We start from the raw sequence: 14,236 nt of genomic DNA, 5'->3' as shown, positions 1-14,236 counted from the left end.
TTACATCTCATCGAAAACACGGAGGAAGTATAGATGTCCTTGATTAACACCAAAATTAAACCTTTTAAAAACCAGGCATTCAAAAACGGCGAATTCATCGAAATCACCGAGAAAGATACCGAAGGCCGCTGGAGCGTCTTCTTCTTCTACCCGGCTGACTTTACTTTCGTATGCCCGACCGAACTGGGCGACGTTGCAGACCATTACGAAGAACTGCAGAAACTGGGCGTAGACGTATACGCAGTATCTACCGATACTCACTTCACCCACAAAGCATGGCACAGCAGCTCTGAAACCATCGCGAAAATCAAATACGCGATGATCGGCGACCCGACTGGCGCCCTGACCCGTAACTTCGACAACATGCGTGAAGATGAAGGTCTGGCTGACCGTGCGACCTTCGTTGTTGACCCGCAGGGTATCATCCAGGCAATCGAAGTTACCGCTGAAGGCATTGGCCGTGACGCGTCTGACCTGCTGCGTAAAATCAAAGCTGCTCAGTATGTAGCTTCTCACCCAGGTGAAGTTTGCCCGGCTAAATGGAAAGAAGGTGAAGCAACTCTGGCTCCGTCTCTGGACCTGGTTGGTAAAATCTAAATTTCCTTCGTCTTTCGCGCTACCAACTCCGGCGCGAAATACTTCGGAAATTCACCTAATTCTTCGGGTGCTGCGGCACCCGATTTTCTTCCCCGCATCATGATGCAAGCTGCATCCAGGTAGCCGATGAAGGCCGCTTGCATGATGATGTTTAAAGCCCAGGAGATAAACATGCTCGACACAAATATGAAAACTCAACTCAAGGCTTACCTTGAGAAATTGACCAAGCCTGTTGAGTTAATTGCCACGCTGGATGACAGCGCTAAATCGGCAGAAATCAAGGAACTGTTGGCTGAAATCGCAGAACTGTCAGACAAAGTCACCTTTAAAGAAGATAACAGCTTGCCGGTGCGTAAGCCGTCTTTCCTGATCACCAACCCAGGTTCCAACCAGGGGCCGCGTTTTGCAGGCTCCCCGCTGGGTCATGAGTTCACCTCGCTGGTACTGGCGCTGCTGTGGACCGGTGGTCATCCGTCGAAAGAAGCGCAGTCTCTACTGGAGCAGATCCGCAACATTGACGGTGATTTTGAATTCGAAACTTATTATTCGCTCTCTTGCCACAACTGCCCGGACGTGGTGCAAGCGCTGAACCTGATGAGCGTACTGAACCCGCGCATCAAGCACACTGCAATTGACGGCGGCACCTTCCAGAACGAAATCACCGATCGCAACGTGATGGGCGTTCCGGCAGTGTTCGTAAACGGGAAAGAGTTTGGTCAGGGCCGCATGACTATTTCCGAAATCGTCGCCAAAATCGATACTGGCGCTGAAAAACGTGCAGCAGAAGAGCTGAACAAGCGTGACGCTTACGATGTGCTGATTGTCGGTTCTGGCCCGGCAGGGGCTGCGGCAGCAATTTACTCCGCACGTAAAGGCATCCGTACTGGTCTGATGGGCGAACGTTTTGGCGGTCAGATCCTCGATACTGTTGATATCGAAAACTACATCTCTGTGCCGAAAACCGAAGGCCAAAAACTGGCAGGCGCGCTGAAGGTTCACGTTGATGAATACGATGTTGATGTGATTGATAGCCAGAGCGCCAGCAAACTGATTCCGGCAGCGGTTGAAGGCGGCTTGCATCAGATTGAAACGGCTTCCGGCGCGGTACTGAAAGCTCGCAGCATTATCGTGGCGACCGGTGCAAAATGGCGCAACATGAACGTTCCGGGCGAAGATCAGTATCGCACCAAAGGCGTGACCTACTGCCCGCACTGCGACGGCCCACTGTTTAAAGGCAAACGCGTAGCGGTTATCGGCGGCGGTAACTCCGGTGTGGAAGCGGCAATCGACCTGGCAGGGATTGTTGAACACGTAACGCTGCTGGAATTTGCCCCAGAAATGAAAGCCGACCAGGTTCTGCAGGACAAACTGCGCAGCCTGAAAAACGTCGACATCATTCTGAATGCGCAAACCACGGAAGTGAAAGGCGACGGTAGCAAAGTCGTAGGTCTGGAATATCGTGATCGTGTCAGTGGCGATATTCACAACATCGAACTGGCTGGTATTTTCGTCCAGATTGGTCTGCTGCCGAACACCAACTGGCTGGAAGGCGCAGTAGAACGTAATCGTATGGGTGAGATAATCATTGATGCGAAATGCGAAACCAACGTCAAAGGCGTGTTCGCTGCCGGTGACTGTACGACGGTTCCGTACAAGCAGATCATCATCGCTACTGGCGAAGGTGCTAAAGCCTCTCTGAGCGCTTTTGACTACCTGATTCGCACCAAAACTGCATAAGAAGAAGTAAGATTCACCTGCAATTGCTTAGCCGCCGGGGTCAAACCTGGCGGCTTTTTTTATAAAAAACGCCCTGCCGGGATTGCTCAGGGCAGGGCGTCATAAATGCGTTAATTTGTTAACGAACGACTAATACTGGCAGATTGGCGTGACGGATCACGTTGGAAGCGTTGGAACCTAACAGATGGGTTGAAATCGATGGATTTCGCGAACCGATAACCACAACATCCGCATCCAGTTCTTTAGCTAACTCGTTCACTTCATCTCGCACGTTACCAAAACGGACATGTGGTTTGATACGGGATGGATCAATATTGAAATGGCCGACCATTGTCTGTAAGCGTTCTTCGGCTTCATGTTGCAAATGTTCTTCGAAACGACGCACATCAGCAGCAAAACGGTGCAGACTAAGGCTTGCGGCGCCCGGTAATACATGGAGTAAATGAATTACGCCATCATCCTGGGCGAGAAATTCAGCGTGACGAACGGCTTTGTCGCTCAATTCCATTTCAAATACGTCTACTGGCATAATGATTGTTTTGTACATAAGCATTCCCTCCTTGCTATTGCATGAACATATAACAGCATATTATTGATTATGATTCTATGATTTGCGAAGTTGATTTGATCTGGGATAGCAATTGATCTGGAAAATGGATTAAGTCAGCTACTACCAGCGTTGCTCAAGATATAGCACTGCCACAACAAGAATTGCTGCAATGAATATATAAAACGCAGTAATACCGAGAGCTTCGCTCATAGGGGGATCCGCTGGTGGATAACTTGTTCAGATTAGAACGCAGCGGTGAAGAGCAAAATGATAAGTCTGGTTGATATTTGAGCGGAAAGAGGATGCAGAAGCATCCTCCGGGCAAAGCGAATAACGCTTGTGCAGATGGGATTAAAGCAGGTAGTCGCCAGCGGCTTCAGGCTGGTATTCGAGTTCCAGCACTTCAAGGTGGGTAGCAACGCCGCCCGGAAGTTCCCAGTGGATGGTATCGCCAACGCGCAACCCCAGCAGTGCGGCACCAACCGGAGCCATAACGGAAAGTTGAGTATTACTGTCGGTCATTTTTGCCGGATACACCAGTGTACGCACACGGACTTCGCCATCGCTAAGATTGCGGAATTTAACCCGACTGTTCATCGTCACCACATCGTGCGGCATCTCTTCTGGCGAACACATTTGGGCGCGATCCAACTCTGCGTTTAACGCGTCGGCGATTGGCAAACCGGCATAGGCAGGTTGCTCCAGCAGAATATCGATGCGTTCGGCATCCAGGTCGTTAATGATGATTGTTGGTCTGGACATTTTTACTCCATGTCGTCGGTACTGCGATTGTCGCAGATAAACATACCCAAAAGAAAACCCTCACCGTCAGGCGGCGAGGGTTTAGCTCATATGATGATACTGACTGTTGCTCACTCTTTGAAGTGATTTACATCACATTCAGGTAATTCCTTAATGCTGAGCGATTTGTATAAATCTTAATCGAAAAACAGCGTAAGGGATAAATTTTCGTGATGGATCAACGTCCGCTGCGCTGGATCTCAATAACCTGCTTTATCAATCACAAAGGCTTTGCCACAGTTGCCAGGGTGAGGTTGTGGCAAGAATGAGCTTGCCGAGAGCGGCGCATTGATGGCATCAGCTTTGATTGAAATCTGGATTTCAGTCAAATACGCCGGATTACCCTGGCACGTTAACTTGACCGCTTTGACGTTCTCTTTCCCCCAGTTTTTGGCAAAGGCGTCGTCAAAGTCACTGCGGCTCACGGTTTTACCGTAGTTATCAGCGAGGAATTTTCCGGCTGCGCTCTCTTTGATCTCTTGATTCAGACGTACCATCGTCCCGAAGTAAGCGTCCGGATCAAAACCAAAGCAGGCGCCGTGTTTCGCGTATTCATAACGTTCCAGACAGGAACGACCACCTGCGCCCGGCATAACTTCACTCAATTTAGCTGCTGTTTCCAGCGATAACCCTGTTTCCGGTGAAGAACACATCCGGCTGGCGCGAGCTTCCGGCAGGTTTGGGACTGGGCGAGTGGCGCAGCCGAAGCGCATCCAGCGGCGTTCATCAACGCCACGCGCAGCAACCGATTTAGGTAATCCTGGCCACAGACCATGTACGGTCAGAAAATCGGCCTTGTTGCTCGTTTCGGTTTGCAGTCGACACTCATCGCGTTCGTTACGATTTCGGTCGTGCTGACTCTGGCAAAACCCGGTTTGCCAGGAAAGAGCTAAAACGTAACGATCAAAATCGCCATACTGTTTTGCCTGTAATGCAGCGGCGTTGACAGAAGATAAGGGGAGCAGAGAAGCCGCCAGTAAAGCGGCGTTACGCCAGAATATTTTCATAGTGGGTGTGGAACTCATACATGCACTGAATACTATCTATTAAATCATAAAAAAGCCCGCCAGGTTGGCTAACCTGGCGGGCGCGGTGATTTATTCAGCGTTTGGCGAACGTATTAGTTCCACATGGCGAGAATCGGCCAGCCTACCAGAAGCAGCATGGCAATATAAATCACCCCGAAGATAGCCCCAAGACGCCAGTAATCTTTTGATTTCACATAGCCGCAGCCGTAAATAATCACACCTGGGCCAGTAGCATATGGGGTCAGACAGCCCATGATACCGATAGACAGCACCAGCAGAATACACAGTTGTTCCATCGGTACGCCCGGAATACCTTTACCGACCGCCAGAATGACCGGCAGCATGGTTGCGGTGTGCGCTGACAGGCTGGCAAACAGGTAATGAGCAAAATAGAACACCAGCACGAGGACGATAACCGTCGCATTTGGCGAAAAACCTTCCAGATGCGTACTCATGGTGCTGGCGAACCAGTCGATAAATCCGGAACGAGTCAGGCCATTAGCCATGACGACCAGCGTTGCCAGGTTGACCAGCGTGTTCCATGCGCTGTTATAACGGGTAATGTCTTTCCACGGCACAACGTGCAGCGCCAGCATCAGCGAAACAGCCAGCAGGCCAACCGCAGTGGCATTAATCACTTCGCTGCCAAATACCCATAAACCTAAGCTGAGCAACACAAGGCCAATCAGCGTCCATTCTCTACGTGTCAACGCCCCCATGGTTTTTAGTTCATCACCCGCCCAGGTTGCCACTTCTTCACTGTGTGTGATTTCCGGTTTGTACAGCACGTAGGAAAGCCACGGCGCAATGATAAGCAAGATAACCCCAACCGGCAGGAAGCAGAGGAACCACTGTAACCAGCTAATCTGGATACCGGCAATTTTGCTGACGAACTCCAGACCCAGCACGTTTGGTGCTGCACCAGTGACAAACATAGAGGAGCTAAGACTGGTACTAATGACCATCATCCACATCAAATAGCCGCCAATACGACGCGCGGACGGATCGTTCGGGAATGATTTAAATAGCGGCGGCAGGTTTTTAATGACCGGGAAAACCGTACCCCCGGTACGCGCGGTGTTGGACGGTGTAAACGGTGCCAGCAGAATGTCGATAATGACAATCGCATAACCTAACGTCAGCGTGCGTTTCCCCATGAATTTCACCAGGAAAAGGGCAATACGACGGCCTAATCCAGAAACTTCATATCCTAATGCAAAGATAAATGCGCCAAATACCAGCCAGACTGTGGTACTGGAAAAACCAGCCAGCCCCCATTTCAGCGCCTGTTTTTGCGCATTAAACGCTGGGTCAGCTAATTCTTTGGCGTCAAAGAGCAGGTAATTACTGCCAATCACGCAAATAGTAACCGCAATAAAACTGATCGCTGTTGCCGGGATTGGCTCGAGGATCATTCCGACAATCATTGCCACAAACACAGCGAAGTAATGCCATGCCTGCGGCGGCATACCGTCGGGGACAGGGATAAGAAACATGACACCCATCACCACCAGTGGGGCCAATAGTTTCCATATATTATCTTTTGCTAAAGACATACGGGTTCTCCGAAAATTAATATTTCCAAATTTATCAAGTGCTTAAATTATTAAATCTGTGCTAAAAACCAGGTAAGGATCAGCAGGTCGGCACTGCCGCCTGGACTGAGATTTCGTTCGATACACTCCCTGTCGAACTGCCGGAGATAATCGAGATCGGCGGGGGTTCGAATGCCCCCTTTTTGCAATAGTGTTTGCGCCTCGCGCTGTAGCCAGCGCAGGCCCCCCTCACCACCGCGCGATGCAACGTTGGTATCGCCGTTGGTAGCCATCAGTAGGAGCAAGGTATCGAGCAATGCCAGTTCAGGATCTAGCCCCTGATCCAGCAGAGTGAGGTAATGCGGTAGGGCGTGGTTGATCACCAGTGGATAACCTGCTTCGGCTTCACCGCGCGCGCCGGTAAGGCCAAGTTGCTGGTACAACCGTTGACCTGCGGTCAGTTGTTGATTATTGGTACGCAGTTCGCGCTCGGTCAGACCACGGCAGAAACTTGCCGCCGTCGAACAAACGGTTGTGGGCGTTACCGGCTGGTTGAGCTGAAGCAAACGGCCAATCGCCGCGCACAGTAGCCCTAAAGAAAAAATACTGCCTTTATGCGTGTTTACGCCCGCAGTGGCGCGGAACATATCGCCTTCACAGGCCATACCAATTGGGCGTAATCCGTGGAGTACCGCTTCCGGTGCCATTTCTGCACTACAGGCACCAAATTCAATGAAACAGGGTAACCAGCCCTGGATCGCCAGTGCGCTACGGTGGAAATCTTCCAGCGCCATATCTTTGTGCGCACCGCAGTTAATGCGATCTACCAGGCCTGGTTTCGGTGACAGATTGACTTCAGTCAGCATGGCGCGCCAGCCCAGCAGGGCGTATTCATTGATTAATGACGCAGCAAGCTTTGTGGTTTTAGTTGACGTTGCAGGCATCGACATCGTTCAGCAGCGCCTCCATGCGGTTGAGTAAATCGGTCAGTTGGTGGGTTTTCCCGCGCGCGCAGACGGCTGCGCTTTGCTCGCATAGCAGGCAGCGGCGAGGCGGCAGCGAATAATCGCGGCGGGAGAGAATTTCGCCTTCGGGCGTCAGGACATCGATATCCCATAAACGCCCGAGAGGATGACTATGTTCAAGCTCAATGGTGGCGAGCTTGAGGTCGCGAGCTGGAGCGGCAATGCTCAACATGCCCTCCGGCCCGCTGGCGGAAACCAGTGCAGCCTGCTCCTGAATTTGCCAGCCCTGCTTTGCGGCTAAAGCGCGCAAGGCTGTCACGCCATGATTAAAAATTCGGCGTGTGACCTCGCTGTCTTTAATCGGGCCCGGCGCAACCACGGTAAAGGAGACCAGTGGAACAGGATGGCGCTTGAGCCAGGCGTGTTGCCGTGCTTGCCTTTCATCCCGGCTGACGAGCAACTCGGGAATTGAAACCGCATGGTGGCTGGCGAGTTCAGGGAGCAGGTGCATGGCTTATTCCTTCACCTGATGCACAACGTCAATCACCGAGCCATCGCGGTAGCGCACGACGGCAACGACGCGGTCGGTGAATTCAATCGGCTGTGGTTCACCGGTCAGCAGACGCGCACGTTCGCGCAGCCACTCAATAGAAACCACTTTTATGCCTGCTTCCTGCAGACGTTCTGCCAGTTCCGGACGTGCCGGGTTAACAGCGATGCCGTGGTCGGTGACCAGAATATCGACGCTGGACCCTGGGGTAATGCAGGTCAGCACATTATCCACCAGAGTAGGGATACGACCGCGCACCAGCGGCGCAACTATGATGGAAAGCGCAGAGGCAATTGCGGTATCGCAGTGACCGCCGGAAGCGCCACGCAGCACACCGTCAGAGCCGGTCAGCACGTTAACGTTGAACTGGGTATCAATTTCCAGCGCGCTCAGTACCACCACGTCGAGACGATCAACCGATGCGCCTTTAGAGCCCCAGTTAGCGTACTGGTTGGCACTGATTTCGATGTGATTCGGGTTACGGGCCAGCGATTGCGCAGCGTGGCTGTCAAAGCTCTGCACATCCAGCAGTTTGCGGATCAGACCTTTTTCGTGCAGATCAACCATCGTTGCGGTAATGCCACCGAGGGCGAAGTCGGCGCGAATATCGCGGCTACGCATTTTGTCTTCCAGGAAACGGGTTACCGCAAGCGAAGCGCCGCCGGTGCCGGTCTGCATGGAGAAACCCTCTTTGAAGTAGCCAGAGTTGACAATCACATCCGCAGCGCTGCGGGCAATCAGCAGTTCGCGCGGGTTAGTGGTCATACGGGTTGCGCCAGCACCGATTTTTGCGGCATCGCCAACGCGATCAACTTTGACGATCAAATCAACCTGATCTTGCTCAATGCTTGCCGGATTATGCGGATAAGGCAGCAGTTCTTCGGTGAGCATCACGACCTGTTTTGCGTTGTCGGCATCAACCATTGCATAGCCGAGGGAGCCGCAGCAGGCTTTACCGGTGTAGCCGTTGGCATTACCGAATTCATCGCAGGACGGGACGCCGAGGAAAGCGACGTCGATGTTCAGTTCGCCGCTCTGTACCAGATGCACGCGACCGCCGTGGGAGTGGATTTGCACCGGTTCAGCCAGCAGGCCACGGGAGATTTCTTCTGCCAGTGGGCCGCGTAAACCGGAGGTATAAATGCGGGTTACCACGCCCTGACGGATATGTTCTACCAGCGGCGCATGGCAATCACTCAGGGAACTGGACGCCAGGGTCAGGTTTTTAAAGCCCATCTTCGCGATGACGTCCATCACCATATTGACGGTCAGGTCACCACCACGAAAAGCATGGTGGAAGGAGACGGTCATACCATCTTGCAAACCAGAACGACGAATGGCTTCTTCCAGGTTGGCGCACAGTTTGCGATCGCGCGCTTTTTCAGCCTGATAGGTTTGTTTCGGCGAGTTCTGGAAAGCGGCAAGATCGCATTCAGCGTGACGATTCCAGGCTGCTACCCGTTCTTGTCGTTGAGATTGTTCAATTTTCTGCGTCATTTTGATTGCCTTATTCTTCGCGGATGCCGGAAAGTTCTGCACGGGAGAGCACCAGACGGGCGCGATCGATAACCGGACCGTCAACCATCTTGCCGTTCAGGGAAACGACGCCAAGGCCTTCGCGAGCGGCGGCTTCAGCGGCTTCTACGACGCGGCGTGCGTGATCCACTTCTTTCTGGGTTGGAGCGTAGAGGTTGTGCAGCAGATCAATCTGACGCGGGTTGATCAGCGATTTGCCGTCAAAGCCCAGTTGTTTGATGTGGGCGGCTTCTTGCAGGAATCCAGCTTCGTTGTTGGCGTCGGAATAGACGGTATCGAACGCCTGAATACCCGCAGAACGTGCGGCCTGCAAAATAGAGCAGCGAGCGAACAGCAGTTCAGTTCCTTCCGGAGAGCGTTCTGTACGCAGGTTGCGCACGTAGTCTTCTGCACCGAGGGCGATACCGATCAAACGCTCGGAAGCGTGAGCGATTTCCACCGCGCGGGTAATGCCCAGCGGTGATTCAATCGCCGCCAGCAGCCCCGTGCTACCTGGTTCACGACCACAAGCTTTTTCAATACGCAGGATCTCTTTTTCGATATCCAGAACGTCCTGAGCGGTATCGGTTTTCGGCAGACGCACAACGTCTGCGCCACCGCGAACGACGGCTTCCAGGTCGTTAACGCCCCATTCAGAATCCAGTGCGTTAACACGTACGATGGTTTCAATATCGCGATACAGCGGATGTTGCAGCGCGTGGTAGACCATGCGACGTGCGGTGTCTTTTTCACGCAACGCCACGGAGTCTTCGAGGTCGAACATCAGAGCATCAGCTGGGTAGATGAAGGAGTTGCTGACCATCGCGGCATTGGCGCCAGGCACAAACAGCATGCTGCGGCGGGTGCGAGTTTTACGTTGTTGCAGCGAAGCGGAAATCATTGGCAATCCTCCCATGGCAGCGCCGGGATACCGCTGGCGCGTGCCAGCAAGGCTTCCAGTCGTGCACGTAAAATGCAGTCCAGTGCGCCTTTGTCATCGACATTCAGCTGTACGCCGCGCACGTTATAGCGGGCGAGAACGTCCAGAATGGTGGTGCGAATCGCATCGCCAAACTGTTTCTCAACGCTGCTGTTGATTTGCAGGTCGATATCCTGCGTATCGAGTGGGGCGATGCGTATCATCACATCCCCAGACTCAAGGGTGCCTGCAACGGCGGGCTGGTTTATTTTCATTTTTCACCTGTTTCTTATGCGGGGGTCTTTTGACGAACTGCCGCGTCCTGGCGGGCGTGTTCAAGCAGATTCTGCAAGTAATGCAGAGTGGGTGCCGGGACCAGTGGCGCGATAGCCGTGAGATCGTTTTTCACCAGCAGTTGACGTACCCGGGAAGCGGATATCGGCAGTTCTTGGTAACGCAGTCGCTCAATTTCAACCAGTTCGATGGGCGGTGCGGAGATGGTCGGTGTTTCCAGCCAGTAGCGCATATCCTGGTTGTACTGAGCGGTCACGCGACAAATGGGTTCAGTACCAACAAAGCGGTGAGTAACGCCCAGCGCGGGCGCGAGGTACTGACGGAAAATTTTCAGGTCAATTTCGGTGTAACAATGGTTGATGACGCTCTGTTCTTTAATGAAGTAGCAGGGGAACGTGGCACGGGAGATGATGTACTCGGAGCCGCGATGCACGGTCAGGCGCGGAATATCGGCGGTGCCTTTTAACACCAGATCTAACCGGTCGTCATAGGGAAAGCGTGAAGAGTCTTCTTTGACTAAAAACAGATGCAGCCAGTCGCACTGTGCCGCAGCTTGTTGAATCAGATAACGGTGGCCGTTAGTAAAGGGATTGGCGTTCATGACGATACAGCCAATCTTCTTCCCTTCATGACGGAATTTCTTCAGCGATTCGGCATAGCGTTTCAGACGTGTGGCGCTATTTTCCATCAACACCATCACGCCAGGTACGCTGGTTAACGTATAGAAACCGCACTGACGGAACAGCGCCTCGTATTCGGTTTTGGTATAAATAAACAGATGCGTGCTGTGCCGTTCATAGGCGAGGTTTATCAGTTCGGTGGCTAATGTCAGCGCCAGTCCTTCACCACGAACTGATTCACTAATAGCGACGCACTTAATGATATTTCCGGCAATTCCGCCGCAGGCAATAAGGCGGTCGTTACGGGTTACGGTAATAAATACTTCGACCGTGGTGTCAACACTCAAATCATTTTCATGCAGAAAGTGGGTAATTTCCGCCATCTTTTTATTTTCTGAACGTTTTACCCGGGTGAAAATATCATTGCCGAACATAATAAATAGTATCCTGAAGGTGCATGTTGTTATCGATTTGCAACAAATGTTGTTCGATGTAGCAAATTGATAACCTTTTATTTTCAGTTGAGAGAAAGGGTTGTGAGTGAGGTATTTCTGTTTCTCCTTTCGCCATACATCCTAAGGAGTATTGCATCGTGAAATTTTGATTTATTTCACATAGAGTTAGTGGTTTTTTATTTATTTAATGGTTTTAAGTTTTTTAATTAATGTAATTACGAATTGACCCGTAGGTTTAATTGATTTAATTGATTTAATGAATGAAATTTGTCACGATCATATTTGATATTTATAAATCGAGATTCAACATTTTAATTACATCCGCCAAAAAACAGGGCTTACCCCGCAAGGAAAACAATGTTGCAGTTTAATGAGAATAAACAGTTTGCTTTTTTCCAACGACTGGCGTTCCCGTTGCGTATTTTTTTGCTGATTTTGGTGTTCTCGATATTTGTCATCGCTGCGTTGGCGCAATATTTTACGGCCAGCTTTGAGGACTATTTAACGCTTCATGTTCGTGACATGGCAATGAATCAGGCGAAAATTATTGCCTCCAATGACAGTATCATCACCGCAGTGAAAATGCGTGACTACAAACGGCTGGCGACTATCGCCAACAAATTGCAAAGAGACACCGACTTCGATTATGTGGTGATTGGTGACCGGGATTCGATCCGCCTTTACCATCCTAATCCGGAAAAGATTGGTTACCCCATGCAGTTTACCAAACCGGGAGCGCTGGAAAGAGGGGAGAGTTACTTCATCACCGGCAAAGGGTCGATAGGTATGGCAATGCGCGCCAAAACGCCGATCTTTGATGACGATGGCAAAGTCATTGGCGTGGTGTCGGTGGGGTATCTGGTAAGTAAAATCGATAGCTGGCGGGCAGAGTTTTTATTACCGATGGTGGGCGTGTTTGTCGTGCTGTTAGGCATTCTGATGCTGCTGTCGTGGTTCTTAGCTGCGCATATCCGCCGCCAGATGATGGGGATGGAACCAAAGCAGATTGCGCGCGTGGTCCGCCAGCAAGAGGCGCTTTTTAGTTCGGTTTATGAAGGGCTGATTGCGGTGGACCCGTATGGGCATATTACTGCCATCAACCGCAACGCAAGAAAAATGTTGGGGCTGAGTTCCCCCGGACGGCAGTGGCTGGGCAGACCTATTGCAGAGGTTGTCAGACCGGCTGATTTTTTTACCGAACAAATTGATGAAAAACGTCAGGATGTGGTGGCGAATTTTAATGGTCTGAGCGTTATTGCTAACCGCGAAGCTATTCGTTCTGGTGATGATTTGCTAGGTGCAATTATTAGTTTTCGTAGTAAAGACGAAATATCTACCCTTAATGCGCAACTGACGCAAATTAAACAATATGTCGAAAGCCTGCGCACACTACGTCATGAACATCTCAATTGGATGTCTACGCTCAATGGTCTGTTGCAGATGAAAGAGTATGATCGTGTGCTGGCGATGGTTCAGGGGGAGTCCCGGGCTCAGCAGCAACTTATTGATAGTCTGCGTGAAGCATTTGCCGACCGCCAGGTGGCGGGGCTTCTTTTTGGTAAAGTGCAGCGCGCCCGGGAGCTGGGGCTAAAAATGACGATTGTTCCAGGCAGCCAACTTTCACAACTGCCGCAAGGGCTGGACAGCACTGAATTTGCGGCGATAGTGGGCAACTTACTCGATAATGCCTTCGAAGCCAGTCTGCATAGTGATGAAGGGAATAAGACAGTCGAATTATACCTGAGCGATGAAGGCGACGACGTGGTAATTGAAGTGGCCGATCAGGGCTGCGGCATTCCAGAGTCTCTTCGCGACAAAATATTTGAGCAGGGCGTCAGTACGCGTGCTGATGAACCCGGTGAGCATGGCATTGGGTTGTATCTTATTGCCAGCTATGTAACGCGCTGCGGTGGTGTTATCACTCTCGAAGAGAATGATCCCTGCGGTACTTTATTTTCAATCTATATTCCGAAAGTGAAACCTGATGACAGCTCCATTAACCCTATTGATCGTTGAGGACGAAACACCGTTGGCAGAAATGCATGCGGAATATATTCGTCACATTCCCGGCTTCAGTCAGATATTGCTGGCGGGAAACCTGGCGCAGGCCCGAATGATGATCGAGCGTTTTAAGCCGGGGCTTATCTTGCTGGATAACTATCTCCCTGATGGTAGAGGCATTAATTTGTTGCATGAGTTGGTGCAGACGCATTACCCCGGCGATGTGGTGTTTACCACTGCCGCCAGCGATATGGAAACGGTATCTGAGGCTGTGCGCTGCGGTGTGTTTGATTATTTAATCAAGCCAATCGCTTATGAGCGTCTGGGGCAGACATTAACTCGTTATCGCCAGCGTAGACACATGCTGGAAAGTATTGATAGCGCCAGTCAGAAGCAAATTGATGAGATGTTCAACGCTTACGCTCGCGGTGAACCAAAGGATGAGCTGCCAACTGGCATTGACGCGTTGACGCTAAACGCAGTGAGAAAACTGTTCAAGGAGCCTGGTGTGCAACATACGGCTGAGACAGTAGCGCAGGCTTTGACCATAAGCCGCACCACCGCGAGACGTTATCTTGAATATTGCGCCAGCCGACATCTGATCATCGCCGAGATTGTTCACGGCAAAGTCGGTCGGCCGCAGCGCATTTACCACAGCGGATGAAGAGA

The 14,236-nt window shown here is 51.4% G+C and carries 15 protein-coding genes; 4 read left to right on the top strand and 11 right to left on the bottom strand.

Going from position 1 to position 14,236, the window contains the following annotated elements:
- Positions 1–33: 33 nt before the first annotated feature.
- Positions 34–597: an alkyl hydroperoxide reductase subunit C gene (gene ahpC, locus FEK50_RS01725; RefSeq protein ID WP_000052796.1), complete on the top strand. Its 564-nt coding sequence runs from the start codon at positions 34–36 to the stop codon at positions 595–597.
- Here ahpC and FEK50_RS24140 read toward each other — a convergent pair.
- Positions 594–770 (bottom strand): hypothetical protein, encoded by a 177-nt coding sequence (locus FEK50_RS24140; RefSeq protein ID WP_165383272.1) that lies wholly within the window; start codon positions 768–770, stop codon positions 594–596. The genes ahpC and FEK50_RS24140 overlap by 4 nt on opposite strands.
- Between FEK50_RS24140 and ahpF the strand changes: the two genes are divergently transcribed.
- A complete protein-coding gene (gene ahpF / locus FEK50_RS01720; protein WP_130206451.1) occupies positions 769–2,334 on the top strand; it encodes an alkyl hydroperoxide reductase subunit F in 1,566 nt (521 codons plus the stop codon). The genes FEK50_RS24140 and ahpF overlap by 2 nt on opposite strands.
- A gap of 118 nt (positions 2,335–2,452) precedes the next feature.
- On the opposite strand, the gene uspG is transcribed toward ahpF, so the two are convergent.
- From uspG to citC, 10 genes are all read right to left on the bottom strand, one after another.
- On the bottom strand, positions 2,453–2,881 hold the full coding sequence (gene uspG / locus FEK50_RS01715) for a universal stress protein UspG (RefSeq protein ID WP_130206453.1): 429 nt from the start codon (positions 2,879–2,881) through the stop codon (positions 2,453–2,455).
- Positions 2,882–3,235: 354 nt separating this feature from the next.
- Entirely contained in the window at positions 3,236–3,646 is a 411-nt protein-coding gene (gene rnk, locus FEK50_RS01710) for a nucleoside diphosphate kinase regulator (protein WP_130206455.1), read from the bottom strand.
- A gap of 239 nt (positions 3,647–3,885) precedes the next feature.
- Positions 3,886–4,692: a ribonuclease I gene (gene rna, locus FEK50_RS01705; protein ID WP_130206457.1), complete on the bottom strand. Its 807-nt coding sequence runs from the start codon at positions 4,690–4,692 to the stop codon at positions 3,886–3,888.
- Between the two features lie 113 nt (positions 4,693–4,805).
- Positions 4,806–6,269 carry a citrate/succinate antiporter CitT gene (gene citT / locus FEK50_RS01700; protein ID WP_130206459.1) on the bottom strand — a complete coding sequence of 488 codons (1,464 nt, stop codon included), beginning with the start codon at positions 6,267–6,269 and terminating at the stop codon, positions 4,806–4,808.
- 50 nt (positions 6,270–6,319) lie between these two features.
- Positions 6,320–7,198, bottom strand: a complete 879-nt coding sequence (gene citG / locus FEK50_RS01695; protein ID WP_131161033.1) for a triphosphoribosyl-dephospho-CoA synthase CitG — start codon at positions 7,196–7,198, stop codon at positions 6,320–6,322.
- Positions 7,173–7,724, bottom strand: coding sequence for a citrate lyase holo-[acyl-carrier protein] synthase (gene citX, locus FEK50_RS01690; protein ID WP_000550408.1), 552 nt, complete (start codon positions 7,722–7,724; stop codon positions 7,173–7,175). Before citX ends, citG begins: the two co-directional genes overlap by 26 nt.
- Positions 7,725–7,727: 3 nt before the next feature.
- On the bottom strand, positions 7,728–9,260 hold the full coding sequence (citF, locus tag FEK50_RS01685; RefSeq protein WP_096987655.1) for a citrate lyase subunit alpha: 1,533 nt from the start codon (positions 9,258–9,260) through the stop codon (positions 7,728–7,730).
- A gap of 10 nt (positions 9,261–9,270) precedes the next feature.
- Positions 9,271–10,179, bottom strand: a complete 909-nt coding sequence (citE, locus tag FEK50_RS01680; protein ID WP_000622357.1) for a citrate (pro-3S)-lyase subunit beta — start codon at positions 10,177–10,179, stop codon at positions 9,271–9,273.
- A complete protein-coding gene (gene citD / locus FEK50_RS01675) occupies positions 10,176–10,472 on the bottom strand; it encodes a citrate lyase acyl carrier protein (protein ID WP_000700703.1) in 297 nt (98 codons plus the stop codon). Before citD ends, citE begins: the two co-directional genes overlap by 4 nt.
- A 14-nt stretch (positions 10,473–10,486) precedes the next feature.
- Positions 10,487–11,545, bottom strand: a complete 1,059-nt coding sequence (citC, locus tag FEK50_RS01670; RefSeq protein WP_130206465.1) for a [citrate (pro-3S)-lyase] ligase — start codon at positions 11,543–11,545, stop codon at positions 10,487–10,489.
- Positions 11,546–11,923: 378 nt separating this feature from the next.
- On the opposite strand from citC, the gene dpiB reads away from it, so the two are divergent.
- Entirely contained in the window at positions 11,924–13,582 is a 1,659-nt protein-coding gene (dpiB, locus tag FEK50_RS01665) for a sensor histidine kinase DpiB (protein WP_131161034.1), read from the top strand.
- Positions 13,551–14,231: a two-component response regulator DpiA gene (gene dpiA / locus FEK50_RS01660; RefSeq protein WP_130206469.1), complete on the top strand. Its 681-nt coding sequence runs from the start codon at positions 13,551–13,553 to the stop codon at positions 14,229–14,231. The genes dpiB and dpiA overlap by 32 nt, the downstream gene beginning before the upstream one ends.
- Positions 14,232–14,236: the final 5 nt, after the last annotated feature.

It is taken from the genome of Escherichia sp. E2586, from assembly GCF_005781105.1.
Taxonomy (GTDB): domain Bacteria; phylum Pseudomonadota; class Gammaproteobacteria; order Enterobacterales; family Enterobacteriaceae; genus Escherichia.
The sequence above is the reverse complement of the archived record's forward strand: the minus strand, read 5'-3'. Positions and strand labels throughout refer to the sequence as shown.